General features: G+C 69.0%; 24 protein-coding genes. 5 read left to right on the top strand and 19 right to left on the bottom strand.

Going from position 1 to position 26,383, the window contains the following annotated elements; all coding sequences use genetic code 11:
* Positions 1-120: 120 nt before the first annotated feature.
* The 10 genes from SK803_RS23045 to SK803_RS23000 form a co-directional block, all read right to left on the bottom strand.
* Positions 121-2,883 carry a DNA internalization-related competence protein ComEC/Rec2 gene (locus SK803_RS23045; protein ID WP_406601564.1) on the bottom strand — a complete coding sequence of 921 codons (2,763 nt, stop codon included), beginning with the start codon at positions 2,881-2,883 and terminating at the stop codon, positions 121-123.
* 1,235 nt (positions 2,884-4,118) lie between these two features.
* On the bottom strand, positions 4,119-4,808 hold the full coding sequence (locus tag SK803_RS23040) for a ComEA family DNA-binding protein (protein ID WP_319968126.1): 690 nt from the start codon (positions 4,806-4,808) through the stop codon (positions 4,119-4,121).
* Between the two features lie 123 nt (positions 4,809-4,931).
* Positions 4,932-5,789 carry a DegV family protein gene (locus tag SK803_RS23035; RefSeq protein WP_319968125.1) on the bottom strand — a complete coding sequence of 286 codons (858 nt, stop codon included), beginning with the start codon at positions 5,787-5,789 and terminating at the stop codon, positions 4,932-4,934.
* A gap of 20 nt (positions 5,790-5,809) precedes the next feature.
* Positions 5,810-6,523 carry a diglucosylglycerate octanoyltransferase gene (gene octT, locus SK803_RS23030; RefSeq protein ID WP_319968124.1) on the bottom strand — a complete coding sequence of 238 codons (714 nt, stop codon included), beginning with the start codon at positions 6,521-6,523 and terminating at the stop codon, positions 5,810-5,812.
* Positions 6,520-7,125 (bottom strand): histidine phosphatase family protein, encoded by a 606-nt coding sequence (locus SK803_RS23025; RefSeq protein ID WP_319968123.1) that lies wholly within the window; start codon positions 7,123-7,125, stop codon positions 6,520-6,522. Before SK803_RS23025 ends, octT begins: the two co-directional genes overlap by 4 nt.
* Before the next feature lie 8 nt (positions 7,126-7,133).
* The gene (gene rsfS / locus SK803_RS23020) at positions 7,134-7,517 is read right to left on the bottom strand and encodes a ribosome silencing factor (protein ID WP_030468098.1); all 384 of its coding nucleotides are present in this window, start codon (positions 7,515-7,517) and stop codon (positions 7,134-7,136) included.
* 141 nt (positions 7,518-7,658) lie between these two features.
* The gene (gene cspE / locus SK803_RS23015; protein WP_053735596.1) at positions 7,659-7,862 is read right to left on the bottom strand and encodes a transcription antiterminator/RNA stability regulator CspE; all 204 of its coding nucleotides are present in this window, start codon (positions 7,860-7,862) and stop codon (positions 7,659-7,661) included.
* Positions 7,863-7,947: 85 nt separating this feature from the next.
* Positions 7,948-8,529 (bottom strand): nicotinate-nucleotide adenylyltransferase, encoded by a 582-nt coding sequence (nadD, locus tag SK803_RS23010; protein ID WP_319968122.1) that lies wholly within the window; start codon positions 8,527-8,529, stop codon positions 7,948-7,950.
* Between the two features lie 179 nt (positions 8,530-8,708).
* On the bottom strand, positions 8,709-9,878 hold the full coding sequence (locus SK803_RS23005; RefSeq protein WP_319968121.1) for a cytochrome P450: 1,170 nt from the start codon (positions 9,876-9,878) through the stop codon (positions 8,709-8,711).
* Positions 9,879-9,894: 16 nt separating this feature from the next.
* Positions 9,895-11,160, bottom strand: coding sequence for a glutamate-5-semialdehyde dehydrogenase (locus SK803_RS23000; RefSeq protein ID WP_319968120.1), 1,266 nt, complete (start codon positions 11,158-11,160; stop codon positions 9,895-9,897).
* 217 nt (positions 11,161-11,377) lie between these two features.
* Here SK803_RS23000 and SK803_RS22995 point away from each other — a divergent pair, with 217 nt between their 5' ends.
* Together SK803_RS22995 and SK803_RS22990 are read left to right on the top strand one after the other, a co-directional pair.
* Positions 11,378-13,462, top strand: coding sequence for a RecQ family ATP-dependent DNA helicase (locus SK803_RS22995; protein WP_455032247.1), 2,085 nt, complete (start codon positions 11,378-11,380; stop codon positions 13,460-13,462).
* 55 nt (positions 13,463-13,517) lie between these two features.
* On the top strand, positions 13,518-14,702 hold the full coding sequence (locus SK803_RS22990; protein ID WP_319968118.1) for a cytochrome P450: 1,185 nt from the start codon (positions 13,518-13,520) through the stop codon (positions 14,700-14,702).
* Here SK803_RS22990 and SK803_RS22985 read toward each other — a convergent pair.
* Positions 14,680-15,090 (bottom strand): anthrone oxygenase family protein, encoded by a 411-nt coding sequence (locus SK803_RS22985; protein WP_319968117.1) that lies wholly within the window; start codon positions 15,088-15,090, stop codon positions 14,680-14,682. The two genes, SK803_RS22990 and SK803_RS22985, sit on opposite strands and share 23 nt — an antisense overlap.
* Before the next feature lie 81 nt (positions 15,091-15,171).
* On the opposite strand from SK803_RS22985, the gene SK803_RS22980 reads away from it, so the two are divergent.
* Positions 15,172-16,071: an AraC family transcriptional regulator gene (locus SK803_RS22980; protein ID WP_319968116.1), complete on the top strand. Its 900-nt coding sequence runs from the start codon at positions 15,172-15,174 to the stop codon at positions 16,069-16,071.
* On the opposite strand, the gene SK803_RS22975 is transcribed toward SK803_RS22980, so the two are convergent.
* A complete protein-coding gene (locus SK803_RS22975; protein ID WP_319968115.1) occupies positions 16,053-16,436 on the bottom strand; it encodes a VOC family protein in 384 nt (127 codons plus the stop codon). The two genes, SK803_RS22980 and SK803_RS22975, sit on opposite strands and share 19 nt — an antisense overlap.
* A gap of 38 nt (positions 16,437-16,474) precedes the next feature.
* On the opposite strand from SK803_RS22975, the gene SK803_RS22970 reads away from it, so the two are divergent.
* Together SK803_RS22970 and SK803_RS22965 are read left to right on the top strand one after the other, a co-directional pair.
* Positions 16,475-17,059 (top strand): alpha/beta fold hydrolase, encoded by a 585-nt coding sequence (locus tag SK803_RS22970; protein WP_319968114.1) that lies wholly within the window; start codon positions 16,475-16,477, stop codon positions 17,057-17,059.
* Between the two features lie 12 nt (positions 17,060-17,071).
* A complete protein-coding gene (locus tag SK803_RS22965) occupies positions 17,072-18,337 on the top strand; it encodes an MFS transporter (RefSeq protein ID WP_319968113.1) in 1,266 nt (421 codons plus the stop codon).
* Here the strand turns inward: SK803_RS22965 and SK803_RS22960 are convergent.
* From SK803_RS22960 to SK803_RS22930, 7 genes are all read right to left on the bottom strand, one after another.
* Positions 18,294-18,698: a VOC family protein gene (locus tag SK803_RS22960; protein ID WP_319968112.1), complete on the bottom strand. Its 405-nt coding sequence runs from the start codon at positions 18,696-18,698 to the stop codon at positions 18,294-18,296. The two genes, SK803_RS22965 and SK803_RS22960, sit on opposite strands and share 44 nt — an antisense overlap.
* A gap of 10 nt (positions 18,699-18,708) precedes the next feature.
* A complete protein-coding gene (gene proB / locus SK803_RS22955) occupies positions 18,709-19,836 on the bottom strand; it encodes a glutamate 5-kinase (RefSeq protein WP_319968111.1) in 1,128 nt (375 codons plus the stop codon).
* A 3-nt stretch (positions 19,837-19,839) separates the two neighbouring features.
* Complete coding sequence (obgE, locus tag SK803_RS22950) at positions 19,840-21,291, bottom strand: GTPase ObgE (protein WP_319968110.1); 1,452 nt, start codon at positions 21,289-21,291, stop codon at positions 19,840-19,842.
* Positions 21,292-21,472: 181 nt separating this feature from the next.
* A complete protein-coding gene (gene rpmA / locus SK803_RS22945; protein WP_319968109.1) occupies positions 21,473-21,742 on the bottom strand; it encodes a 50S ribosomal protein L27 in 270 nt (89 codons plus the stop codon).
* A gap of 14 nt (positions 21,743-21,756) precedes the next feature.
* The gene (rplU, locus tag SK803_RS22940; protein WP_030479431.1) at positions 21,757-22,068 is read right to left on the bottom strand and encodes a 50S ribosomal protein L21; all 312 of its coding nucleotides are present in this window, start codon (positions 22,066-22,068) and stop codon (positions 21,757-21,759) included.
* A 255-nt stretch (positions 22,069-22,323) separates the two neighbouring features.
* Positions 22,324-25,290 carry a translation initiation factor IF-2 N-terminal domain-containing protein gene (locus tag SK803_RS22935; RefSeq protein WP_319968108.1) on the bottom strand — a complete coding sequence of 989 codons (2,967 nt, stop codon included), beginning with the start codon at positions 25,288-25,290 and terminating at the stop codon, positions 22,324-22,326.
* Positions 25,291-25,506: 216 nt separating this feature from the next.
* Positions 25,507-26,232 (bottom strand): TIGR03936 family radical SAM-associated protein, encoded by a 726-nt coding sequence (locus tag SK803_RS22930; RefSeq protein WP_319968146.1) that lies wholly within the window; start codon positions 26,230-26,232, stop codon positions 25,507-25,509.
* Between the last annotated feature and the right edge of the window lie 151 nt (positions 26,233-26,383).

Below are 26,383 nucleotides of genomic sequence, written 5' to 3'. Positions count from 1 at the left end.
CGGATCGCTCCCTGAACACGACTACGTCTTCGCGACGCTGCGATCGACTCCAGATCGCCCGCCGTGGCCTTCGACACTGCGACTTTGCCTGCCACTGGCCGACAGCCTCCTCGATCACGATCACTGAACACGTTGTCTCACAGGGAGATCCCGTCCGTCTTGACCCAGCCGGTGCGCGGGAAGCGTTGCAGGCCCTCCATGACGTGCGGTCCGACCGGCTGCACGTTCGCGCGCCACGCCACGATCCGTTGCGGCCACGGGGCTTCCGCCTTGAGCACGTTGTAGTGGTAGTCGTTCCAGTCGTGCGGCGTGATCCGCAGGTCGTCGTCGAACACGTACTCCGAGACGAGAGCGAAAGCCTCCTCCGGAGTCGTGGCCTTGGTGGGCGGCAGCACGTGCGTGGCCGTCGCCTTGTGTGTGAGGGCGCGTGTGCCGTCCTCTAGCGTTTCGCAGATGTAGTAACTGAAATCGGGTTTTAGCTCGTCGTGCGGCCACGGCGAAGCCGAGTAGTTCATCTGCCACAGCGCCCACGCGAGCCCTGGCGTGCCACCGGGGATCGGGTAGCGCGCGTTGAACAGCCTGATCCAGACGTCGTCCATCTCTTCTCCTTCGTACGATTCGGTTTCCCGGCAACACCGCCAGGTCTCCGTCCTGGTCCGTGCGCAACACCAGCGCACCTCCCGCCCGCAACATGTCGATCACCTGCGGGCTCGGGTGCCCATACCTGTTGCCCGTGCCGACGCTCACCAGCGCCACTCGCGGCCGCACCGCCTTGAGGAACGCGGGCAACGAGTACCGCGAGCCGTGGTGCGGCACTTTGAGCACCTCGGCCGCGAGGTCCCGCTGCCCCAGCAACGCCGACTGGCCGGCCAGTTCGACATCACCGGTGAGCAGCACGCGGCCCGCTTTCGTGTGGGCTTTGAGCACGAGCGAGTAGTCGTTCACGGTCGTGTTCGCGTCTCCCGGGGTTGGTGGCCGTCGTGGGCCCAGCACCTCCAACTCCAGTCCGGGCAAGGAAAACCGTTCACCTGCCTTCGGTTCCGCGACACGCACGCCGTTCCTGCGGGCCTGCTCGTTGACCTCCCTCCACGCCCATGCGGGCTCCTTGAGCGGGCCTGTTGCCACCGCGCCCACCGCACGCCCGGTGAGCACCGCTTCGAGGCCTCCGACGTGATCCGCGTGGAGGTGCGTGAGCACGACCAGCGGAATCTTCTTGACTCCCAACGTCTTCAGGCACCGGTCGACCGCACCGGGATCGGGCCCGGTGTCGACCACGACCGCGCTGTCGGCGTCGTCCGTCGCGAGGACCAGCGCATCGCCCTGGCCGACGTCGCAACTGACGACCGTCCAGCCGTCCGGCGGCCAGGCCGGCGCGGCGATCTTGAGCGGCACCAGCACGACGAACCCGCCGACGAGCACCGCGACGACCAACGTGCGCGTCTTCTTGAGCCGCAGCAACGTGATGACCACGGCCACCACCGCGGTCAGCGCGAGCGCCCCGATCCAACCCTCGGGCCAGCCGACCGCCGCGCCAGGCACCGTCGCCGCCTGTCGCCCGACCTGGATCAGCCAGGTCACCGCGGGCCCGGCAACGTGGGTGATCAGTTCGGCGGCACCGGGCCAGAACGGCGCGACCACCGCGGTGAGGACACCCAGCACCGTCGCCGGCGCGACCACCGGCCCGGCGACCAGGTTCGCCACCACCGACACCAGGCTCACCTGCCCGGACAGCCCCGCCACCACCGGAGCCGTGGCAAGGCTCGCGGCCGTCGGCACCACGATCGCCTCGGCCAGCCCGTTCGGCACGCCGCGCTGCTTGAGCGCCCGCGCCCACCTCGGCGCAACGAGCACCAACGCCGCCGTCGCCACGACCGACAACGCGAATCCCGGATCGCCGCCCAGTGCCGGGTCGATCAGAACCAGCACGAGCACCGCGGTCGCAAGGCTCGGCACCGCGGACCGCTCCCGGCCCAGCACCAACGCCAGCAGCGCGACGGCACCCATGACCGCGGCCCTCAACACACTGGGCTCTGGCCCGGCCATAACCACGAACCCGACCAGCGCCACCATCGCCGCGATGGCCGCCTGACGTGGCCCGAACCGCCGCAGCAGCAGGTAGACCGCGCCACACACGATGGCGAGGTTCGCGCCGCTCACCGCGAGCAGATGAGCGAGCCCCGCGGTCCGGAACTCATCGACGATGCGCGGCACCATCTGCTCGGTGTCGCCCACCACGAGTGCCGGCAGCAGCCCGGCCTCCTCGTCGTCGAGGACCTTGCTGGCCAGGGCCAGGCCATCGCGGAGTTCGTCCGCCCAGCTCTGCCAGGACGGCGGAGGTCGCGGGTCGATCGGCGGCCCGCGGACCCTCAGCAGTGCCGACGCCAGGTCGCCGCCTCGGGGTGGCGCGAGGGTGCCTTTGACCGTGACCTCCTGGCCTGGCAACAGGTCTCGCCACTTGTCCTTGGGCGCGAACAGCACCAGCTGGGCACCGTTCGCTTCGGCTGTGATCACGACGTTGTCGACGCCCGCCTGGTGGCCGCCGAAGCCCGCGGCGCGGATGCCCTTGGGTCTGGAGGTGAGTTCGACGGTGAGGGTGGTGGCTTTGCCTTCGTTGGCGGCCAGGCGGAATGGGTGGGTTTCGGCTCTTAGGACGTGGCCGCCCACCCACGCTGCCGCTACCGGTCCGGAGATCAGAAGGGCTATCGCGCAGGTTCTGGTCCACCAGGCTCTTCGCCATGCGGCTAGGCCGATGGCTCCTGCGGTCAGGCCGGTGAGGACTGCGGCTTGCCAGCTCAGGAAGAGGCCGGCGATGGAGGTTGTCCAGACTGCGGCTGCTGCGGGGACCAGGCGGAAGTCCTGGGTTATCGGGCGTTTGCGGGCCACCGGGGCCTCTGCCTCCGCTCGCCGGTGGGAGGCCGGGGGTCACGGGTTGGGCTGCCTTGGCGGGGGTGGGGTGGTCGGGGGTCCGGGGCGGGTTGCACGGTGGCGGGGACAGCCGGGCGGAGGCTTGGGCTGGGTTGCACGGTGGCGGGGACAGCCGAGCGGAGGCTTGGGCTGGGTTGCGCGATGGTGGGGACAGCCGGGCGGAGGTCTGGGACGGGTTGCGCGGTGGTGGGGACAGCCGGGCGGAGGTCTGGGACGGGTTGCACGGTGGTGGAGACAGCCGCGCGGAGGCTTGGGACGGGTTGCACGGTGGTGGAGACAGCCGCGCGGAGGCTTGGGACGGGTTGCACGGTGGTGGAGACAGCCGCGCGGAGGCTTGGGACGGGTTGCACGGCGGCGGGGGTGGAGGCAGCCGGGCGGAGGTGATGGGTTGGGCTGTCCTGATGTGGTTGAGGTGCTTGGAGGTGCGGGGTGGGGTGCCGTAGTGCTGCGGCTGCTGGCCGGACGAGAGGGAGTCTGGCGGTGGGGCGATGCCAGGTGGTGTCGACGGTGGGCTGTGGCGCATGGCTGCGGGAGTTGGCGGCCGGTCGGGGTGCGATGGGTCGGGTGATGCGGACGGACCGCATGGAGGGCTCCTGTCGGTGAGCGGGACTGGGCAAAACCGCGAGGGCTGGGCTGGATGAGGCGGGGCCGGACGAGGCTGGGACGGGACGGGATGGGCGGGACGGGGCTGGGCGGGACGGGACGGGGCTGGGCGGGACGGGGCTGGGCGGGCGGGATGAGGCTGGGTTGGCGCCGTGCACAGGTGGGAGAGCGGTTTCTCCGTGACGCGGGCGGTGTGAGCGAGGCGAAGCGGCACGCGGCTGTCGCACGCGGTGGGTGTGGGGCTTAGAGGCGGGGGCTCAGCTAGGGCGGCGGTGGTGGGTGGGTGGGTGGGGGCTGGGTGGTTGCTGCGCATAGGCGGCAGGGCGGCTTTGTTGGGGTGGGCGGGGTGGGGCTTGGTGGTGGGAGCGGGGCTGGCGGGTAGGCGGCTAGTACGTGGCGGATGGCTTTGGTCAGTGGGCGTGGGCGTGGGCGGTGGCGGTGGGTGGTGGTGGTGCGGTGGGTGGGGAAGGCGATGGTCAGCGGGTGTTGGGGGTGGTTGTGGTCGGGTGGGAGGAGGGGTGCAGGGTGGGTTAGGTGGAGGTACTGGGCCTTGGTGCGGTGGTAGAGGGCCAGGGCTGTGGTGGCGAGGGTCATGTGTGCACCAGGTCGGCCAGCTTGGCGAGTTTTGAGTCGCCTATGCCTTCCACTTCGCGGAGTTGGTCCACTGAGGCGAAGGGGCCTTTGCGGGTGCGGTGGTCGACGATGCGCTGGGCTGTCACCGGGCCTACGCCGGGGAGGCTGTCCAGTTCGGTGGCGGTGGCGGCGTTCAGGTCCAACTTGGACGGAACGGCCGCGGCGGCGCCGGCGGGTGGGGGTGGGATGCCGACGGCCAGTTGTTCGCCGTCGGTGAGTTTGCGGGCCAGGTTCAGGTTGTGGAGGTTCGTGTTCGGCTTCACGCCTCCTGCCAGGCGGAGGGCGTCGGCCACGCGGGCGCCTGACGTCACGGTCACCAGGCCTGGGGTGGCCACCTCGCCGATGACGTTCACGACCAGTTCGGGGGCCGGGGCCGAGGTGCTCACCAGGGCCAGGTCCGGGGCGGGTTCGGCGGCTGGGCTCTGCCACCAGCTGCCCAGGCCGATCACGGTGCAGGCGATGGCTATGCCGAAGGCCAGCAGGCCTCGGCGTGGGAGGTGGGGCAGGCGGAAGCGGCGGCGGGGTGGGCCGTGTTCGTCCGAGTCCTCCGAGCGCGCGAAGACCAGGGTCGGGTCGGCTCGCACCTTTTCGGCCAGGGCGGCCAGGCGTTCGCTCGGGCGGTCGTCCGGATGGGGGCGGGGGAACATGCGGGCGACGTTACGGAGCGGGGTGGGTGGGGAGGTGGGGTGAACTCCGGGGCTGTGGATTACTCGCGGGTTGTGGACAGGTCGCGATCACTCGCGCCTCGGAGACGGGGAATTGTCGGGGGTCTATGGGATGCTGTCGGGTCCTCCCGGCAGCACCACCACGCCCAGCACGCCTGGGCCCGTGTGTGCGCCGATCACCGCGCCCACCTCGGAGATCACGCAACCCGTCGAGCCGGGCAGGCGTTCGTCCAGGCGGGTCGCGAGTTCTGCGGCGCGTTCTGGAGCGGCCAGGTGGTGCACGGCCAGGCCGACGGGCCCGTCGCCCGCCGCAGCCGCCGCCAGGTCGACCAGACGGCCGACGGCGCGGCTCATCGTGCGCACCTTCTCCAGCGGCACGATCCGGCCGTCGTCCATGTGCAGCAACGGTTTCACGGCCAGCGCGGTCCCCACCAGAGCCGCCGCCGTACCGATTCGGCCGCCCCGGCGCAGGTGCTCCAGCGTCTCGAGGCAGAAGAACATCCGGGTCTGGCGAGCCGCGGAAGTGGCGGCGTCTTCCACCTCGGCGTGCGAGCGCCCGGCAGCAACGGCCACACACGCGCGCAAGACCGCGAAACCGAGCCCCATGCCCGTAGAGCGCGAGTCCACCACGCGAATACGAGAAGAGTCGATCTCCTCGGCCGCCAGTCGTGCGGCCTCCCACGTCCCGGACAGCTCACGGGAGAGGTGCACGGACACGACCGCATCCGCCGACGACAGCGCCTCGCGATACACGGAGGCCATCTCGCCGGGTGTGGGACGCGATGTGGTCACCCGGCGGTGCTCAGCGAGGGCGCCGGCCAGTTCGAAGGGCCCGAAGTCGACGCCGTCGAGGCGTCCGACACCGTCCACCGCGACGTGCAGCGGCACCACGGTGATCGAATGGCGCTTCGCGAACCCCTCGGGCAGGTATGCCGTGGAGTCGGTGACGATGGTGATGCGCACGAGCGACGAGCCTACGGGGCTCACTCCTCCGAGGGACTCAACGCCACGGACGAGATCAAGGCGGCCATCGCCCCACCCACCAGCTCGTGCCCCTCCCAGCCCCAATGCATGCCGTCCGGATTTCCGGCGCCGGACCGCACGTGCTCCCCGATCACGGCCGGCAGGTCCACCAGCGGCACACCCGCACCTGAGGCCCACCCACGCACAGCGGCAACCGCAGCCGCGTGCCCGCCGTGCACGAACCCGTACGAAGGCGCCCGATGCACCGACGGCACGATCCCGACCGCCGGCATCGTGTACTCCAGATTGCGGATCGACTGCAGCGAGTCGCGCAGATACCGCGCGGTCAACGCAGGAGGCAACGCCACGCGCGCGTAGGGCGCCAACCGAGGCTGAGCCGCCGTGTAGCCCTTGCGCACCCACCGCCGCAACCAGTCCGGCCGCACGTAACGCAGCCCTTCACGCAGGTACGTGGGCAACGGCGAGGGCAACGTGTCCATGCTGCCCACGGCGAACACCAGAACGTCGGTACGAGGCAGCAACGACCAGATCCGCGGATCCCCCGTCAACGCCCACCAGGCGTCCCGGGCCGTCCATCCGAACCCGGCCGCCAGCTCCGCCGAGCCACCCAGGGAAGCGGCACAGATGTTGTGCCACAACCGCGGGTGATCAGCAGGCAGCGGCCCACCGGGGCCGAAGAACGACAGCGAGTCCCCGAGGACGAGCAGTCTCAACGCGTGGTGCCCGCGTTGTACGACGACAGCCGCCAACGGTCGTTGCGCCGCGTGAACACCGTCCAGTGGCAGTTCGAGATGCCACCGAGCTGCGACCAGTTCTCCACCGGCAGGTCGAGCAGCCGCCCGGTCAGAGCGCTGATCAGGCCACCGTGCGCGCACAGCAGGACGGTCTCGGAGAACTCCGCGTCCACCTCGTGAACGACCCGGATGGCCCGCTCGGCCACCTCGACCCGCGACTCACCATCCGGCGGCGTGTAGGTCGGATCGGTGCGCCACACCGTGACCGCACCCGGCCACTCCTGCTCCACCTCGGCCGTGGTCAGACCCTGCCACTTGCCGAGATGGGTCTCCCGCAGCCGCTCGTCGATCCGCAGCGGGACGTCCGCGGACGTCGTGAACACCCGCGCGGTGTCGCGCGCGCGTTGCAGGTCGGAGGCGACCACGATCTCCGGTTCGAACCCGGCGAGCACCGGCACGGCGAACCTGGCCTGGTTCAAGCCGGTCTCGGTGAGCGCCGAGTCCAGATGACCCTGCAGACGACCGGTCGCGTTGTAGTCGGTCTCACCGTGCCGCCACAGCACGAGCCGGCTCAGGGCCATCAGCTACCTCATTCAGCCGTGGAGTCGGCGGGGACGTCCGCTTCGAACTCGATGCGCGGGCAGTCCTTCCACAGCCGCTCCAGGCCGTAGAAGCTGCGCTCCTCGACGTGCTGCACGTGCACCACGACGTCGACGAAGTCCAGCAGCACCCACCGGCCCTCGCGGGCTCCTTCGCGGCGCACCGGCTTCGTACCGGCCTCCCGCAGCTTCTCCTCGATGTTGTCGACGATCGCGCCGACCTGCCGCTCGTTGGGAGCGGACGCGATCACGAACACGTCCGTGATCACGAGCTGGTCGGAGACGTCGAGCACCGTCACGTCGTGCGCCTTCTTGTCGGCCGCTGCGTTCGCCGCGACCAGCGCCAGCCGTCGTGCCTCGTCGGTGGCTGCCACGTCACTCCTCTGACTTCCGGCGGGCGTCGATACGCCCACACGAGTTACTGAGGGTACCGGCGCGCGCCAACGGGTACTTCACACGCACGCATGACGAAGGCCACCTCAGCGCCCTGAGGTGGCCTTCACCTGTGCCGAAGCTTAGATCGGGCGAACCTGCTGGGCCTGCGGCCCCTTCTGGCCCTGACCGACCTCGAACTCGACCTTCTGGTTCTCCTCGAGCGAACGGAAACCCTTGGACTGGATCTCCGAGTAGTGCACGAAGACGTCAGCCGAGCCGTCGTCGGGGGCGATGAAGCCGAAGCCCTTCTCGGCGTTGAACCACTTCACGGTGCCTGTAGCCAAAGTCTTGCCTTCCACGAACCAGCAACAACCCGATGATTGTTGCTCCCCGAGACCACGGATGCACGCAAAATCCACTCGAACGTGGTTACGACTCGGAGTACAAGCCCGTTTTCGCGATGTATTGGACGACCCCGTCGGGGACGAGGTACCAAACGGGTTGACCTGAAGCCGTTCGGGCACGGCAGCCAGTTGACGAAATGGCCATGGCCGGGATCTCCACGCGCGACACAGAACCTGGCGGCAGGTGATGGTCGTCCAGCGTGTAACCCGGACGGGTGACTCCGATGAAGTGGGCCAGCTCGAACGCGTCCGCGGCGCGCTTCCAGGACAGGATCTGCTCCAGCGCGTCGGCGCCGGTGATGAAGAACAGGTCGGCGTCCGGGTACTGCTTCTTCAGGTCTGTGAGCGTGTCCACGGTGTAGGTGGGGCCGCCGCGGTCGATGTCGACCCTGCTGACCGAGAACCGGGGGTTGGAGGCGGTGGCGATGACCGTCATCAGATAGCGGTCCTCCGCCGGTGAGACCTCGCGCGACGCCTTCTGCCAGGGCTGACCCGTCGGCACGAAGATCACGCGGTCCAGGTCGAACCTGGCCTGCACCTCGCTGGCGGCCACCAGGTGGCCGTGGTGGATGGGATCGAACGTGCCACCCATGACGCCGATGCGCATCAAAGCAGCGTAGACCGGCGTGGGGCCGCTCCCGTGGCCCGACGCCGGTCGTGCTGATCACACCGCACGGCCCAGGGGGAGGTCGGGCCGTTCGGGTCGCGGCCCACCCCGAAGCAGAGCCGCGTACTGGAGGAACGCACCCGCCCGTGCCCCATTACGCGGTTCGGCCAAGATTTTTCTCACCAGGCCACTACGAGCTTCAAAGGGCCTCTGACCAGCGATCCCTTGCGGAATTCGACGGGTTCCGCGAGCCGCAGATCGGGCATCCTGCGCAGCAATGTGCCCAGCGCGACCTGCAGTTCCATCCTGGCGAGCTGCGAGCCGAGGCAGAAGTGGATGCCGTGCCCGAACTGCAGGTGCTGGCCCACCTCACGCTCGATGTCCAGCTCCGCGCTGTTGGGGTACATCGACTCGTCGTGGTTCGCCGACGACACGACCACCAGCACGGCGTCGCCCTCCTTCACCAGCGCGTTGCCGACCTGGACGTCCTCGGTCGCGATGCGGGTGAAGCCGGCGCCGCTACCCAGCGGGATGAACCTCAGCAGCTCCTCGATGGCGTTCGGCAGCGTGCCGGGGTCCTCACGCAGGCGCTTCATGGCGTCTGGGTGCTCGAACAGCGTCACAACGCTGTTGGCGAGCATGTTCGCCGTCGTCTCGTGTCCTGCGACCAACAACGTGATGCCGAAACGGACGAGTTCGTCCTCGCTCAGCCGGTCGTCGTTGTCACGCGCGGCAACGAGCGCGCTGATCAGATCGTCCGTGGGGTGCGCACGGCGTTTGCCGACAAGGTCGACGAAGTAGGCGTGCAGCTTCATCATGCCGTGCATCGCCTCTTCAGGCGTGTAGCCGCCGACCGTGGACAGCACCTGGTTCGACCACGTGCGGAAGTCGGCGCGGTCCTCGAACGGCACGCCCAGCAGTTCGCAGATGACCGTAATCGGGAACGGCATGGTGAAGCCCTCGACCAGGTCGCCGGGGTTGTCCAGGCGGTCGAGAAGGTCGTCGGTGATCTGCTGGGCGCGCGGCCGCAGTTCCTCGATCCGCCGCACCGTGAACGCCTTGGACACCAGGCGGCGCATGCGCGAGTGGTCCGCGCCGTCGTGCGTGAGGATGGACCCGCCGGGTGCGATGAGGGGCTGCATCCTCGGCACGTCCTGGTTGACCGTTCGCGCTCGGCTGAACCTCGGGTCGCCCAGGACGAGCTTCGTCTCTTCGTAGGACGTGACGAGCCAGCCCTCGCCGCCGTACGGGTACGTCACGCGCGAGACGGGTTCGTCACGCCGCAGACGTTCATAGGTCGGATCGAGGGCCAGGCCGTCAGGTTCGGAGAACGGGTAGGTGGGAGCCATGTCTCCGAAGGTAGAGCTACGCCTTCGGACGCGTGTGGCCTTCGCCCCACACGACCCATTTCGAGGACGTCAGCTCCGACAGGCCCATCGGTCCGCGTGCATGCAGCTTCTGCGTGGAGATGCCGATCTCCGCGCCCATGCCGAACTCGGCGCCGTCGGTGAACGCCGTGGAGGCGTTGACGAACACGGCCGCCGCGTCCACACGCGTGGTGAACTTCCGTGCTGCCGCGACGTCGTTCGTCACGATGGCCTCGCTGTGGCCGGAGCCGTACGTCGCGATGTGCTTCACCGCGTCGTCGAGAGAGTCGACGACCTTCGCGGCGATGTCGAGGCTCAGGTACTCGGTGCCCCAGTCATCGTCGTTGGCCGGGACGACGTCGGATTGCCGGGCGAACTGTTCGTCGCCGTGGATGATCACGCTCTCCTGCTGCAACGCCTTGGTGATGCGCGGGACGAACTCCGCGGCAACGTCCTTGTGCACCAGGAGGGATTCCGCTGCGTTGCACACGCTCGTGCGTCGAGTCTTGGCGTTGAGGACGATGGCCTCGGCCATGTCGAGGTCCGCGTGCGCGTCAACGTAGACGTGGCAGTTGCCGACGCCGGTCTCGATCGTGGGAACCGTCGCCTGCTCGACGACCGCGTTGATCAGACCCGCGCCACCACGCGGGATCACCAGGTCCACCAGGCCACGCGCGGTGATGAGGTGCGTGACGGACGCGCGGTCGTGGCACGGCAGCAACTGCACGCAGTCGGCCGGCAAGTTCACGCTTTCGAGTGCGTCGCGCAGCACGGCGACGAGCGTGGTGTTGGAGTGCTCGGCGGTCGAGGAGCCCCGCAGCAGTGCGGCGTTGCCCGACTTCAGCGCGAGACCGGCGGCGTCGACCGTGACGTTCGGGCGGGCCTCGTAGACCATGCCGACGACGCCCATCGGGACGCGGACCTGCTTGAGCTCCAGCCCGTTCGGGAGGATGCCGCCGCGCAGCACCTCGCCGACTGGATCGGCCTGTCCCGCAACGGTTTCGAGGCCCTTGGCCACGCCTTCGATCCGAGCTTCGTTCAGCGCGAGCCGGTCCAGGATGCCGTCCGGGAGTCCAGCGGCCTTGCCCGCTTCGAGGTCCTTCTTGTTGGCCTCGATGATCTCCGGCGCGCGCTTGCGGAGCGCGGCGGCCATCTCGTGCAGCGCGGTGTCCTTGCGCTCACGGGTGGCGAGGACGAGTTCGTCGGCGGCGACGCGGGCGCGGCGGGCTGCGGCGTGCACCTGGTCGCGCAGGTCATCAGTCACCTTCACACCTTACGACCTGCGGCTGGATACCCGAGACCGGGTTTCCCACGGCCCGCGAGTTCGTGTCGGTCGTCCGGTCAACCGCTCGCGCCGAATTCGGCGGAGCCCAATTCGGTGCGAGCGATTCGGCCGGACGACCGACTTCCAGACGAACTCGCCGCCGTCTGCGGAGCAGCGGCCAAGGGCATTGTCAGAGCCGCCTGGCATGCTGCTCCACGTGGACGAGATCGCGTTGCGGGAACTGGCCGACGAACGGCTCCGGGCACTGGCGGGCCCGGAGGCGGTGCTGCGCGACGACCAGTGGGCCGCGATCCACGCCCTCGTGGCCGGCCGCCGCAGAGCTCTCGTGGTGCAACGCACCGGCTGGGGCAAGTCGGCTGTCTACTTCATCGCGACGGCGTTGCTGCGTGAGCTCGGCGAGGGGCCCACGGTCATCGTCTCGCCGTTGCTCGCGTTGATGCGCAACCAGGTCGACGCAGCGGCACGAGCAGGCGTGCACGCGGTCACCATCAACTCGGCGAACACCGACGAGTGGGACGCCGTGCAAGAGCAGGTCGCCGCGGGCGACGTCGACGTGCTCCTGGTGAGTCCGGAACGGCTGAACAACCCCGACTTCCGGGACACCGTGCTTCCCTCCCTGACGGCGTCCGCGGGCATGCTCGTCGTCGACGAGGCGCACTGCATCTCGGACTGGGGCCACGACTTCCGCCCGGACTACCGCAGGCTGCGAACGCTGCTGACCGAACTGCCACCGGGCGTCCCGGTGCTGGCGACGACGGCGACGGCCAACGACAGGGTGGTGCACGACGTCACCGAGCAGCTGGGTCTCGGTGCCGACGAGGGCACGCTGGTCCTGCGCGGACCTCTCGACCGCGACAGCCTGCGGTTGAACGTCGCGCTGCTGCCGACCGCCGAGTCCCGCCTGGGCTGGCTCGCGGAACAGCTCACCCGCCTGCCGGGCTCCGGAATCATCTACACGCTCACCGTCGCCGCGGCGGACGACATCGCGGCGTTCCTGTCCGACCGCGGCTTCGCGGTGGCCGCCTACTCGGGCAAGACCGAGCCAGCCGAACGCGAGCGCGCCGAAGAAGACCTCCTGAACAACCGGGTGAAGGCGCTGGTCGCCACCTCCGCCCTCGGCATGGGCTTCGACAAGCCGGACCTGGGCTTCGTGGTCCACGTGGGCGCGCCTTCCTCCCCGATCGCCTACTACCAGCAGATCGGCAGGGCGGGCCGCGGCGTCGAACGCGCCGAGGTGATCCTGCTGCCAGGCCACGAGGACCGGGACATCTGGGCGTACTTCGCGTCCTTGGCCTTCCCCGCCGAGGTGGTGGTGCGACAGGTGCTGTCCGCACTCGACGGGGCGAGCAAACCCCTCTCGACGGCCGCGCTGGAACCGATGGTCGAACTGTCCCGCAGCAGGCTCGAAGTGGTGCTGAAGGTGCTGGACGTCGACGGCGCGGTCCGGCGGGTGCGCGGCGGCTGGGAATCGACCGGACGGCCGTGGGAGTACGACGGCGAACGGTATGCGCGCATCGCGGAAGCGCGTAAGGCCGAACAGCAGGTGATGATCGATTACCAGCGCACGTCGGCCTGCCGGATGAAGTTCCTGCAGGACCAGCTGGACGACCCGACCTCGCACGACTGCGGCCGCTGCGACAACTGCACCGGTGAACGGCTGTCGGTCGAGGTGTCCGAGACCGCGGCAGGTGCGGCTCGCGAACGCCTGCTGCGTCCGGGCCTGGACGTGGCGCCGCGCAAGATGTGGCCGACCGGCATGTCCGCGATCGGCGTGCCGTTGTCCGGCAAGATCCCGCCGGCGGAGATCGCGGCGACAGGCCGGGCACTCGGCCGCCTCACCGACATCGGCTGGGGCACCCGGCTGCGCGACCTGCTCGCCGACGGCGCCGACCGCGAGATCCCGGAGGACGTGTTCGCGGCCTGTGTGAAGGTGCTGACGGCGTGGGGCTGGGACGACCGCCCGGTCGGTGTCGTGACGGTCGGTTCCCGCAGGCGCCCGACGCTGGTCGGCAGCTTCGGCCAGCGGATCGCGTCCATCGGCCGGCTGCCCTTCCTCGGCACGGTGTGGCTCGGCGAGTCGACGCACCGAGCCAACAGCGCGCAACGCCTGGCTGGGCTCGTGCGGGCCGGCGAGACCCCGGACGTGTCCGGTGTGGACGGTCCGGTCCTGCTGATCGACGACCACATCGACACCGGGTGGACGATGACCGTGGCGGCTCGGATGCTCCGGAAGGAGGGGGTGCCCGCGGTGCTGCCGTTCGCGCTGGCCGTGACGAACTGAAACCCTCGCTCGCATTGCGGACCGTCGCCCGGTGCGGTGTGGCACTGTCTTGGCCATGATTCCGGACGTCGTGCGGTTCCGGCAGGCCGATCTTCTCGGCGCCCTGCACCGGAGGTTCGGGCCGGTGGTGCGGATGGGGCCGTACACCTACCTGCTCGGAGCGGAGGCGAATCGGTTCGTGTTCGCCAACTCCGAACTGTTCGAGGTCGAGCGGGCGTTCCAGTCGTTGGTGCCGGTGGACGGGCCCACGTCGTTGATCGTCAGCGACGGTGAGGACCACAAGCGGCGGCGTCGGCTCGTGCAGCCTGCGTTGGTGCATCGGCAGATTGCCAACTACGTGCCGGTCATGCGGGCCAATGCGGAGGAGACGCTCGACGCGTGGCGGCCTGGCCAGACGGTCGACGTCTACCAGGAGTTCCGGCGGGCCATCCGGCGCAGCACGATCCACGCGTTGTTCGGCGAGAAGCTGGCGCAGGACGCGGAGTTCTTCGGGGCGCACCTGCAGGTGCTGATCAACCTGATCGACCGCAACCCGGCGGTGGTCACGTTGCTGCGGACGATGAAGGCACCGGCGTGGCGCAACGCGATGAGGGCGCGCAGGGCTGTTGACGCGCGGGTTTACAAGGCGATCGAGGAGACGCGTCAGGGCGACACGGCTGGAGACGTGCTCACCTCTCTTGTGCAGAGCGATGGGCTGAGTGACCTCGAAGTGCGCGATCAGGTCGTCACGCTGATCGCGGCGGGTTATGAGACGACCAGTGGCGCGATGGCGTGGGCGGTGTTCAACCTGTTGCGGCACAACGGGGTTTGGGAACGTGCGCAGGAGGACGACGACTACCTGGCCAACGTCGTCAACGAGACGTTGAGGCTGTATCCGCCCGCGGTGGTCTCGGCTCGGGTGGCGGCGCAGCCGTTCGAGTTCGCCGGAAAGAAGATCAAGCAGGGCACGTTCCTGCTGTACAGCCCGTACGTCACGCATCGGCTGGCAGAGGTGTGGCCGGATCCGCTGCGGTTCGACCCGGACCGGTGGGAGCGCAAGCCGGCGCCGCACGAGTTCCTGCCGTTCGGTGGTGGGCCGCACCGGTGCATCGGCGCCGGGCTTGCCACGACGGAGCTGACCGTGATGCTGAAGTCGTTGTTGCAGCGGCCGAAGCCTGAGCTGCTCCCCCAGCGCATCACGCCGACCAGCGTCGCCGCGATGCGCCCGAAGCACGGCCTCAGAATCCGAGCAGCAGGGTGACCGTCGAGGCGAGGCAGGCGACGGCGCGGACGTGGTTCCAGAGCGTCCACTTGCGCAGGTACTCGGGCCAGTAGGCGTCGTCGGCCCGTTCGAGGCGGTTGTTCATCGGCACGTTGACGGCCATCGTGAGCACGAAGCAGCCGACGATGTAATGCAGGCCTCCGACGATCCTGCCCTGGAAGACCTCGATGCCGCACAGAACGGCGGTGCCGAGGAACACCAGCAGGAACAACGGGTTCTGAATGCGCACGTTGATCCGGCGCATGACATCGCGGGCCTGCTCGGCGGGCAGATCTGCGAGGCCCGGCATGACGGCGGTGGAGAACGCGAAGAACAGGCCGGCCATCAGGCCGGACGCGGCGACTGCGATCAGCGTGATTATCCCCATGGCGCTCACTTTGTCTGGTCAGCGCCGGACTCTCAATGACATTTCATCGCGCAAGCTTGCTCGTTCGTCCAGACTGGTGGCATGACGGACGCGTTGGGCGAGGCACTGCACCTGCTGCGGATGTCCGGCACCTTCTACTGCCGGAACGAGCTCACCGCGCCGTGGGGGCTGACGATGCCCGACATGGTCGACTGCCTGTGGTTCCACGTGCTCACCAGCGGTCGCTGCGACATCGAGGTCGACGGCGAGATCACGACGCTCGAACCCGGCGACGTGCTGCTCGTACCCGGAGGGCAGGGCCACCGGCTGTTCCACGGTGACGCGGAATCGCCAGTTGTCACGACGTTGCCGCACACGTTCGAAACGGACAACTACGCGATCCTGCGGCACGGCGGTAGCGGTGCCGTGACGCATCTCGTGTGTGGTGCGGTGAAGTTCGACCACCCGGCCGCGAAGCACCTCATCAACGTGTTGCCGCACGTGGTGTACGTGCGGCGCGCCGACGACATGCGCGCCACGATCGACCTGATGGCCGCCGAGGCGAGGAACCTGCGCCCCGGCGGCGAAGCGGTCATCACCAGGCTCGCGGACGTGCTGGTGATCCAGACGATCCGCTCGTGGCTCGCCAACGACCCGGCCGCGCGCACCGGCTGGCTGGGTGCGTTGCAGGACCAGCAGATCGGGCAGGCGCTGGCGTTGATCCACCGCGACCCCGCGCAGCCGTGGACCGTCGAACGCCTCGCGCACCAGACCGCGATGTCCCGCTCGGCGTTCGCGGCGCGGTTCACGGACCTGGTCGGCGAACCGGCGATGCGGTACGTCACGCGGTGGCGCATGCACGTCGCGATGAACCGCCTCAAAGACCGCGACACGACGGTCAGCGAGATCGCACGCGGCCTCGGATACGAGTCGGAGGCCGCGTTCAGCCGTGCGTTCAAACGGATCGTCGGTGTCTCCCCCGGTCAGGCGCGGGCGGGCTGAAGCAGGTCCCAGCGGTTGCCGTAGAGGTCTTCGAACACGGCGACCTTGCCGTAGACCTCCTCGCGCGGCGTCTCCAGGAAGCGCACGCCGAACTCGGTCATGCGCGCGTGGTCGCGGTCGAAGTCGTCGGTGTTGAGGAAGAACCCGACGCGGCCACCGGTCTGGTCACCGACTCGTGCGGACTGCTCGCTCGTGTCAGCCTGTGCCAGCAACAGCGACGCCCCCTCTCCCGCCGACACCACGACCCAGCGCTTGTCACCCTGCGGCGTGTCCTCGACCAGCGTGAACCCGAGTCCCCCCACGTAGAAGCGGATCGCCTCGTCGTAGTCGCGGACCACCAACGTCACCAAACCAACAGATCCCACGCCGATGAGTATCACCTCCCGGGAAGGTCCATCCACACATGGCTGACTCACTCGTACTCCTGCACCCCGGCGGAGCCGACCCATCCGCGTTCGGCCCCCAGTTCGACGCACTCGCCGACTTCGCTTTGCACGCCCCACATCGCGTCGACCAGGCGACTCAGGACCACACCGAGATGGCGCGGGACACCATCGCGTTCCTGGAGAAGACCGGGCCCGCTCACCTGCTCGGGTGCAGCGACGGCGCCACGGTCGCGTTGCTGACCGCCGTGCTCAGACCCGATCTGGTGCAACGGCTCGTGGTCGTGTGCGGCGTTTTCCACCACAACGGCTGGGACCCGGCCACGGAACTCACGCCGATGCACCGCCGCAGTCCCGCACTGACCGAACAGGACCTGGCGAAGCTGAACAACCGAACGCTGGTCATGATCGGCGATGACGACGAGGTGACACTGGAACACGCCACTGCCATGTACCGGGCGCTCCCGAACGCCGAACTGGCCGTCGTTCCCGGCACCTCACACGGCCTGCTGCACGAGAAACCCGCTCTGTGCAACGCGATGATCGTTGACTTCCTGACCAATGAACCAGTTGAGACGTACGCTCCGATTCGTCGCCGTATGTGATTGGGTGCGTCTATGGCGGTTACTTCGGAAACGCATCGACTGCCCGTGCGCACGCTCGTCGCCTCGTCGGCGGGCAACGCAGTTGAATGGTTTGATTGGGGGATCTACACCGCGTTCAGCATCTATTTCGCGACGCAGATCTTCCCCTCCGGCAACGAAACCGCTGCCCTGCTGAGCACGTTCGCCACGTTCGCGCTCGCCTTCTTCTTCCGCCCGCTCGGTGGCTACCTGCTCGGCCGGTTCGCGGACCTCAAAGGCCGCCGCACCGCGATGTTGCTGACGATCGTGTTGATGTCCGGCGGTTCGGTCGTGATCGGCCTGCTGCCGACGTTCGAGCAGGTCGGTTGGCTCTCACCGGCGCTGCTGGTGCTCGCCCGCATCGCGCAGGGCATGGCGCTCGGCGGCGAGGTGTCCAACGCATCGGCGTACCTCGCCGAGATCGCGCCCGCCGCCCATCGCGGCCGGTACTCGTCGTTCTTCTACATCTCGACCGGTGCGGCGGTGCTGATCGCGTCGCTGCTCGGGTTCTTCCTTTCCCGCAACCTCGACAAGGCCGCGATGGCGTCCTACGGCTGGCGCGTGCCGTTCCTGATCGGCGGAGTGCTCGGCCTGATCGGGCTGTGGCTTCGGCGGGCGCTGAAGGAGACCGACCAGTTCGAGGAGAACAAGGCGAAGGCAGAGAGCCTGCGCAATCCGTTGATGATGACGCTCAAGGAACACCCGAAAGCGGTCGGGCAGCTCATCGGCATCACACTGCTCTCGACGCTGAGCTTCTACACGTTCTTCTCGGCACTGACACCGTTCGCGGTGAAGACCAAGGGCGCCAACGACATCGACGTGTTCCTGGCGCTGTCGATCGGAACGATGGTGTTCATCGCACTGCAGTACCCGATGGGCTGGCTCGCCGACCGATACGGCCGCAAACCGCAGATGCTCGTGTGGTCCGGCGCGATGGCCCTGCTGGTGGTACCTCTGTCCAGCCTGGTCAAACCAGGCCTGGCCAACCTGGTCATCGTCTTCTGCGTCGGGCTCGGCCTGTACACGGCGATCACGTCCATCGCGCCCGCGATCATGAGCGAGCTCTTCCCGACCGAGCTGCGCGGACTCGGCATCGGCGCTTGGTACAACCTCACGGTCGCGCTGTTCGGCGGGACCGCACCGCTGGTCATTCAGGCCGTGGGCGGCACGGTCTTCTTCTGGTACGTCGCGGTGGCCGCGGTGATCACGTTCCTGGTCACTCTGACGCTTCCGGAGACAAAGGGTGTTCGGTTGAGCTGAGGCAGAACTCGTTGCCCTCCGGGTCGGCCAGCACGAACCAGATGCCGTCCTGACTCACCACCGACGCACCCAGGCCGACGAGCCGTGCCACCTCTGCCTCGACGTCGTCGCACCACAGATCAACGTGGACGCGGTTCTTCACCGTCTTGGGCTCCGGCACGCGGTTGAAGAAGAACCGCGGCGACCCGTCGAGCAGCACAGACGGGTCGTCCTCGGGATCGTCGATCCCGATGCTGCGCAACCGGGACAGTTCCACGTCGTCGTACGGCGCGATCTCGTGGTCGTCGAGCGCCTCCGCCCAGAACCGGGCGAGCGACGCGGGATGGGCGCAGTCGATGACGACGTCGTGCATCCGGGCCATGCGGCCGAGGTTAGCGGTGCAGCGGCACCAGGTCATCGGCGTGCACGACCTCGCGGCGCTGTTCTTCCGGCAGGTCGTGGGACTTGCGGCCGATCAACGACGGCAGCTCCGCCGAGTCGTAGCCGACCACGCCGCGGGCCACGACGTCGCCCGCCAGGCTGACCAGTTCCACGACGTCACCGGCTTCGAAGTCGCCGTCCACGCCCGTGATTCCGGCTGCCAGCAAGGACCTGCGGCGGCCGACCACGGCGGCGACCGCGCCGTCGTCGAGGTGCAGGCGGCCGTTCGCGTCGGTGGCGTAGCCGAGCCAGAAGCGGCGGGCGGTGAGACGTGAGCCCGTGGCGGCGAAGGCGGTGCCCACGTCGGCCGCGGTCAGCGCTCGGGACGCGTCCGAGGCGCCGGCCAGCAGGACCGGGATGCCCGCGGAGGAGGCCAGCCGTGCGGCGGCCAGCTTCGAGGCCATGCCGCCGGTGCCGAGGCCGGAGGCGCCGGCGGTTCCGGCCTTCACACCGTCCACATCGGACGCGCCGGCCACCTCGGAGATGCGGACAGCACCGGGTTTGCGCGGGTCGCCGGAGTAGAGGGCGTCCACGTCGGACAGCAGGAACAACGCGTCGGCGCCGACCAGGTGCGCTACCAGGGCGGCGAGACGGTCGTTGTCGCCGAAGCGGATTTCCTCGGTGGCAACGGTGTCGTTCTCGTTGACGACCGGCACGGCGCCCAAGGCCAGCAGACGATCGAACGTGCGCTGGGCGTTGCGGTAGTGGGCGCGGCGCACCACGTCGTCGGCGGTCAGCAGGACCTGGCCGACGGTCAGGGCGTAGCGGCCGAACGAGTTCGCGTAGGCGTGCGCCAACGTCAGCTGGCCGACGCTCGCCGCGGCCTGCTGGGTGGCGAGGTCGCGCGGGCGCCGGGAGATCTTCAACGGCGCCAGGCCCGCGGCGATCGCGCCGGACGAGACCAGCACGACCTGGCTGCCCGCGGCGGACCGGGCGGCGAGGGCGTCGACCAGCGCGTCGAGACGTGCCGGGTCGAGTCCGCCCTCGGCCGTCGTCAGAGAAGAAGAACCGACCTTCACCACGATGCGATTCGCCGAAGCGACCGCGTTGCGAGATTGTGAGACCACGGGGGCCGTCACGAGTTACTCCTCGTCGAAGTTGTCGCCGTAGTCGCCGGGAGCGCGCCGGGCCTTCTTCAGGGCCTTGCGGTCGTGGGCGCCGATGCGGTCGTTGCGCTCGAGACGGATGTCCGTGCCACGTCCGGTCATCGTCATCGCGATGCCGGCTGGCGTGGTCGGCTCCCAGTCGAACACCAGGTCGCCGATGGTGACCTGGCAGCCGGGGATGGCGCCCATCTTCACGAGCTTGTCCTCGACACCCAGCCTTTGCAGGCGGTCCGCGAGGTAACCGACGGCTTCGTCGTTGGAGAAGTCGGTCTGGCGGATCCAGCGCTCGGGGCGGTCGCCCTTGACGATGAAGCCACCCTCGACCGAGGGGTCCTCGGTCACGGTGAAGCCCTCGTCGTCCACGGCGGTCGGCCGCAGCACGATTCGGGTCGATTCCTTCTTCGGCTGGGCGGCGCGGTACTCGCGCACCACCTCGGCGAGCTTGAAGGAGAGTTCGCGCAGTCCCTCGCGGGACACCGTCGACACCTCGAAGACCGGCAGGCCGCGGGCCTCGATCTCCGGGCGGACGATGTCGGCCAGGTCCTTGGCGTCCGGGATGTCGATCTTGTTCAGGATCACCACGCGCGGGCGGTCCTCGAAGTTGCCGCCGAGCGACGGGGTGTACTCCGCCAGCTCGTTCTCCAGCGCGTCGATGTCCGCGATCGGGTCGCGGCCGGGCTCGTACGTCGCGCAGTCGACGACGTGGGCGAGCACGGCGGTGCGCTCGATGTGGCGCAGGAAGTCGAGGCCGAGGCCCTTGCCCTGCGACGCGCCGGGGATCAGGCCGGGGACGTCGGCCATCGTGAAGATGGTCTCGCCCGCGGTGATCACGCCGAGGTTCGGCACCAGCGTGGTGAACGGGTAGTCGGCGATCTTCGGCTTCGCGGCGGAGAGCACCGAGATCAGCGACGACTTGCCGGCCGACGGGAAGCCGAGCAGGCCCACGTCCGCGACGGACTTGAGCTCCAGCACCAGGTCACGCGTCTCGCCCGGCTCACCGAGCAACGCGAAACCGGGCGCCTTGCGGGCCTTGGACGCCAGCGAGGCGTTGCCCAGGCCACCACGGCCACCGGCGGCGGCGATCAGCTGGGTGCCTTCGCCGACCAGGTCCGCGATGACGTCGCCGGCCTCGGTCATCACCACGGTGCCGTCGGGCACGCGCAGGATCAGGTCCTCGCCGTTCGCACCGTCGCGGTTCGCTCCCGCGCCGGCCTTGCCGCTGGTGGCGGAGGCGTGCGGGCGGAAGTGGAAGTCCAGCAGGGTGTGCACCTGCGAGTCGACGACGAGCACGACGTTGCCGCCGCTCCCGCCGTTGCCGCCGTCCGGGCCGCCGAGCGGCTTGAACTTCTCGCGATGCACGGAAGCGCAGCCGTTGCCCCCGTTGCCGGCGGCAGCGTGGATCACCACCCGGTCAACAAAACGAGCCACGGAACTACGTCCTCTCAAGAGTCTTGAACAAGCAACGAGGGGCGGTGCCGGATGACCGGTCACTACGCCCCGTCGACCACCTGGTGAAACAAACGAGCGACGTGGCCCGCGCATTCCGCGGGCGCACGTCGCTCGATCGATCGTTCTAACAGTCGTTCAGTCGTGCTGCGGAGCGGTCTTCTCAGACCGCAGCCGGAACCTCGACCGCAACGATGTTGACGGTCTTGCGACCGCGCTTCATACCGAACTCCACCGCACCGGGCAGCAGGGCGAACAGCGTGTCGTCCTTGCCGATGCCGACGCCGACGCCGGGGTGGAACTTGGTGCCGCGCTGGCGGATCAGGATCTCGCCGGCCTTGACGACCTGACCGCCGAACCGCTTCACACCCAGGTACTGGGGGTTGGAGTCACGGCCGTTGCGGGAACTGGACGCACCCTTTTTGTGTGCCATGAGAAGTCAGGTCCTCACTTACCGGTGATGCCGGTGACCTCGACACGGGTCAGCTTCTGCCTGTGACCCTGTCGCTTGTGGTAGCCGGTCTTGTTCTTGAACTTGTGGATGCGAATCTTCGGGCCCTTGGTGTGCTCGACCAGCTTGCCGGTAACCGAGAACTTCGCCAGGGCCGCCGCGTCTGCGGTGACGTCAGTGCCGTCGACCACGAGCAGCGCCTGGAGGGAGATTTCGGTGCCCGGCTCGCCCTCGAGCTTCTCGACCTCGACGATGTCGCCGACAGCGACCTTGTACTGCTTGCCGCCGGTCTTGACGATCGCGTACATCAGGACGGAAGTCTCCTGCTACTCGATGGTGACGGGCCATGCGCCCACCGATCTGCGAAACAGTGTTTCCACTGAAGAACCAGCAGAGGGGGCACACGACAGGACCCGTCGGATGGCGGGCCGTCCACAAGGTTACGGGAGTGGGTACTGCAGTAGCAAACCGGGGTGCCCTGATCGCGTTCCCGCAGGCTGTGCGGTCCCTCACAACGCAAAACCGGGGCCGCCCGCAGGCGACCCCGGTCTCGCGCATTCGCGTCAGTCCTCCTGGACCGGCGGTCCCGCGGGCCGCGACACGGCGCGGCGCCTGCGGGTGGTGGTGACCACCGGAGCGGGCATCTGGACCTCTGGCTGCTTCGGCACCTCGACGACCACCGGAGCGGGCGTCTCGATCGCGAGCGGCGCACCGGCGGCGCGCTTGGCGGCACGACGGCGCGGACGGGCCGCAGGAGTCTCAGCGACGACCGGGGCTGGTTCCTCGGTCACCGCGGGCGTCTCCACGGCTGCGACAGCCTCAGCGACCTCCTCGGCCACCTCTGCGGCCTCTTCCGCGACCTCCTCGGCCGTCTCGGCGACCTCTTCGGCCACCGTCACGGGCTCGACGAGCTCCTCGGCGGCCTCGGTGATCACTTCGGGAGCGGCCTCGGTGACCGGCTCGAGCTCGATCGGCGCCGGGTCCTCGACAGCGTCGACGGTGTCGTCCGGAACGTGACCGTTGAGCGCCTGCTCCTCGACCACGACCGCGTCCACCACCGCTTCGACGGGCGTCTGCGGCTCCTTGTCGCGACGACGACGCCGGCGACGACGTCCGCCGTGACCGTCGTGGTCCTGGTCGGCGGCGACGAACGACTCCGAGGTGTCCTCGGGCTCGCCCGGCTCCACGACCTCGGGCTCGACGGGAGCCTCCGGCGCTTCGACGACGGCCTCGACGACCTCGGCGGCCTGCTCGCCACCACCCTTGTTGCGGCGCGACTTGCGGCCACCGCCCTGAGGCTGCTGCTGGCCGCCACCGTTGCCACCGCCGTGCGAGTGCATGGGCTCGGTGGACACGACGACGCCACGGCCGCGGCAGTGCTCACACGTCTGGCTGAACGCCTCCAGCAGGCCGGTGCCGACCCGCTTGCGGGTCATCTGCACGAGACCCAGCGAGGTGACCTCGGCGACCTGGTGACGCGTGCGGTCGCGGCCGAGGCACTCGGTCAGGCGGCGCAGCACCAGGTCGCGGTTCGACTCCAGGACCATGTCGATGAAGTCGATGACGATGATGCCGCCGATGTCGCGCAGCCGGAGCTGGCGGACGATCTCCTCGGCCGACTCCAGGTTGTTCCTGGTGACGGTCTCCTCGAGGTTGCCGCCGGAACCGGTGAACTTGCCGGTGTTGACGTCGATGACCGTCATCGCCTCGGTGCGGTCGATGATCAGATAGCCACCCGAGGGCAGCCAGACCTTGCGGTCCAGAGCCTTCATCAGCTGCTCGTCGATGCGGTACTCGACGAACGCGTCGTTGTTGCCGACGTGCTTCTTCAGGCGGTCCTGCAGGTCCGGCGCCACGTGGCGGACGTAGGAGTCGATGACCTCCCACGCCTCGTCACCCTGGACGACGAGCTGGGCGAAGTCCTCGGTGAACAGGTCGCGGACGACCTTCACCAGCAGGTCCGGCTCTTCGTAGAGCAGCGTCGGCGCCTTGGTGGAGGTGCTCGCGGACTTCTCCTTGATGACCTTCCACTGAGCCTGCAGACGCGTGACGTCGCGGCCCAGCTCCTCCTCGGCGATGCCCTCGGAGGCCGTGCGGATGATCACGCCGGCGTCCTCGGGGACGACGCGCTTCAGGATGTCCTTGAGGCGCTTGCGCTCGTTGTCCGGCAGCTTGCGGCTGATGCCGGTGGCACCGCCGCCCGGCACGTAGACCAGGAAGCGGCCGGGAAGGCTGATCTGGGTGGTGAGGCGGGCGCCCTTGTGACCGACCGGGTCCTTGGTGACCTGGACGAGCACGGAGTCGCCGCTCGAGAGAGCCTGCTCGATCTTGCGGGACTTGCCCTCGAGACCGGCGGCGTCCCAGTCGACCTCACCGGCGTACAGCACGGCGTTGCGGCCGCGGCCGATGTCGATGAACGCGGCTTCCATGCTCGGCAGCACGTTCTGCACGCGGCCGAGGTAGACGTTGCCCACGATCGAGCCGGAGCCCGACGACGTGACGAAGTGCTCGACCAGCACGCCGTCTTCCAGCACGCCGATCTGGGTGCGGTCGCCGCGCTCGCGGACGACCATCGTGCGGGCCACGGCCTCGCGGCGGGCCAGGAACTCGGCCTCGGTCAGCACCGGGGCACGGCGGCGGCCGGCCTCGCGACCGTCACGACGGCGCTGGCGCTTGGCCTCCAGGCGGGTGGAGCCCCGGATGCTGCGCACCTCGTTCTGCGCGGCCTCGGAGTCGGCCTTGTCGTCCCGCGCGTCACGGGACTCGCGGACGTGCACGACGGTGTTCGGCGGGTCGTCCTCGGAGACCGCTTCCTCGTCCGTGCCGGTCTTGCGACGGCGGCGACGGCGACGGCGGCGGGTCGAGCCCTCGTCACCCTCGTCGTCCGTGTCGTCGGCCTCGGCCTCGGCGCTCTCGGCAGGAGCCTCGGCGTCCTCGGTCTGGGGCTCGTCGGTCTCCTCGGAGTCCGACTCGGCGTCGGTGCCCTTGCCGCGGCCACGGCCACGACGGCCACGGCGACGGCGGCGACGGCCTTCCGCCTCGTCCTCGCCCTCCACCTCGGCGGCGTCGAGCTCGTCCGCGGCGATCTCGCCGACCGACTTCTCGTCGTCGACGACGGCGACGGGCTCCTCCGGCACGGCGAAGACCGGCTGGACCTTCGGCCGTTCGATCGGCTGCGGCGGCATGAACACCGCCGTCGGGGCCGCGAAGAGCGGTGCGAGCGCCGGTGCCTCGAACGCCGGGACCGCGGGGGCCTCGTAGTCCTCGGTGACCTCGCCGGTGACGACGTCGTCCCAGTCCAGCAGCGTCTCCGCCACCTTCAGGGCCACGTCCCGGCTCACGCTCGACTGCGCACTGCGGGCGACCTCACCGAGGTCGGCCAGCGCTGTCATCACGTCCTTGCTGCTGACGTCCAGCAGCTTCGCCAGAGCGTGGACCCGCAACTTGTCCGGCAGGTCCGCCAGTTCAGGGCGTGCGGCAACCACGCCCTGCCCGCCGGTACCACCGGCAGGCTTGTCCTTGTTCGACATGCAGCTCCTCCACCCCCGGGCGCGTCCCGTGAGGACGCGGCCGCGCAGGGGCCTCTCTTGTCTCTCTCCACCGCTGCTCGCGGCGGGAATCCTTGCCTCGCGCGCAGCTGCGTGGCGCCTCTCTGGGCGCACGCTTGCGCAGGTCCCACGACGACGCCACTGGCAGCGTCGCTCCTCCTGTTTGCGTAGCAGGTGTGACGTTCCGGCGCTCCTGCGTCAGGACTCCTTGTCCTGTTGGAGCGGGTCCACCAGCCTGCCTTCGCCGTCGAGCCTTCCCTGCGCCATCCGGGTTGCTCTCGCAGGTACCGGCGGCACGAGATCGGCCACGACACGAAGCGCATTCAGCACGTCGTCGGGTCGGACGGTAGGCGTTACCTGCCGAACGACCGTCATGAGTATCCCACACGGTTGTGACAATGCGGCTTCATCGTGTCCGGCGTCGCTCGAACGGGGTTCGACCAGCGCCGAGACGACGGCGGGCCGCACGTCGATGATCCTTTTGCCGTCCTTGGTGGAACGCTCGACCTCCACCCGCTCCTGCGCGAGGAAGACGCTCACCGCCTCGGCGAGTCTCTCCGGCTCTACGCCGTCGAGTTCGATCCGCCACTCGCTCGCGTCGATGCGCTCGGTGAGGTTGCCACCTCGCGCCTGGACGATGTCGACCACGTCGATGCCCGGTGGCAGGGCCTGGTCGAGCGCGATCCTCAACGCCTCCGGGTCGACCTGGTGGACCACCGACACCTCGACGTACTCCGCCTCGCTGGCGACGCCGGTCGGTGCGGCACCGACCCACGACACCTTCGGGTGAGGGCTGAAGCCCTGCGAGTACGCCATGGGTACGCCGGCTCGGCGCAGCGCGCGCTCGAACGTGCGAGCGATGTCGCGGTGCGAAGTGAAACGCAACCTCCCCCGCTTGGTGTAGCGGAGGCGCAGTTTCTGCACGGCCACGGCCGACGGGTTGTTGGGCAGGTTGCGGCTCAGTGGTGCTCCCCAAGGGTGTTCCGACGGGTGAGCGGTCCCATCGGCGCAGGCTGTTCGTCCGGTAGGACGGTACCGTGAACCCGATTCAGAACGTTCAGCTTGTCTAGATCGT

Origin of the sequence: Lentzea miocenica, from assembly GCF_033949945.1 — a bacterium.
GTDB classification, from domain to species: Bacteria; Actinomycetota; Actinomycetes; order Mycobacteriales; family Pseudonocardiaceae; genus Lentzea; species Lentzea miocenica.
Note: the sequence above shows the minus strand (reverse complement) of the source record. Positions and strands in the feature narration are given on the sequence as shown.

What these genes read in the sequence shown, in the direction of transcription:
- SK803_RS23040 (WP_319968126.1), bottom strand. Translation starts at nt 4,808, where the DNA reads ATGTTCCCCCGCCCCCATCCGGACGACCGCCCGAGCGAACGCCTGGCC.
- SK803_RS23025 (WP_319968123.1), bottom strand. Translation starts at nt 7,125, where the DNA reads ATGGCCCTGAGCCGGCTCGTGCTGTGGCGGCACGGTGAGACCGACTAC.
- nadD (WP_319968122.1), bottom strand. Translation starts at nt 8,529, where the DNA reads ATGCGCATCGGCGTCATGGGTGGCACGTTCGATCCCATCCACCACGGC.
- SK803_RS23005 (WP_319968121.1), bottom strand. Translation starts at nt 9,878, where the DNA reads ATGGCTCCCACCTACCCGTTCTCCGAACCTGACGGCCTGGCCCTCGAT.
- SK803_RS22990 (WP_319968118.1), top strand. Translation starts at nt 13,518, where the DNA reads ATGATTCCGGACGTCGTGCGGTTCCGGCAGGCCGATCTTCTCGGCGCC.
- SK803_RS22985 (WP_319968117.1), bottom strand. Translation starts at nt 15,090, where the DNA reads ATGGGGATAATCACGCTGATCGCAGTCGCCGCGTCCGGCCTGATGGCC.
- SK803_RS22980 (WP_319968116.1), top strand. Translation starts at nt 15,172, where the DNA reads ATGACGGACGCGTTGGGCGAGGCACTGCACCTGCTGCGGATGTCCGGC.
- SK803_RS22970 (WP_319968114.1), top strand. Translation starts at nt 16,475, where the DNA reads ATGGCTGACTCACTCGTACTCCTGCACCCCGGCGGAGCCGACCCATCC.
- SK803_RS22965 (WP_319968113.1), top strand. Translation starts at nt 17,072, where the DNA reads ATGGCGGTTACTTCGGAAACGCATCGACTGCCCGTGCGCACGCTCGTC.
- SK803_RS22960 (WP_319968112.1), bottom strand. Translation starts at nt 18,698, where the DNA reads ATGGCCCGGATGCACGACGTCGTCATCGACTGCGCCCATCCCGCGTCG.
- rpmA (WP_319968109.1), bottom strand. Translation starts at nt 21,742, where the DNA reads ATGGCACACAAAAAGGGTGCGTCCAGTTCCCGCAACGGCCGTGACTCC.
- rplU (WP_030479431.1), bottom strand. Translation starts at nt 22,068, where the DNA reads ATGTACGCGATCGTCAAGACCGGCGGCAAGCAGTACAAGGTCGCTGTC.
- SK803_RS22935 (WP_319968108.1), bottom strand. Translation starts at nt 25,290, where the DNA reads ATGTCGAACAAGGACAAGCCTGCCGGTGGTACCGGCGGGCAGGGCGTG.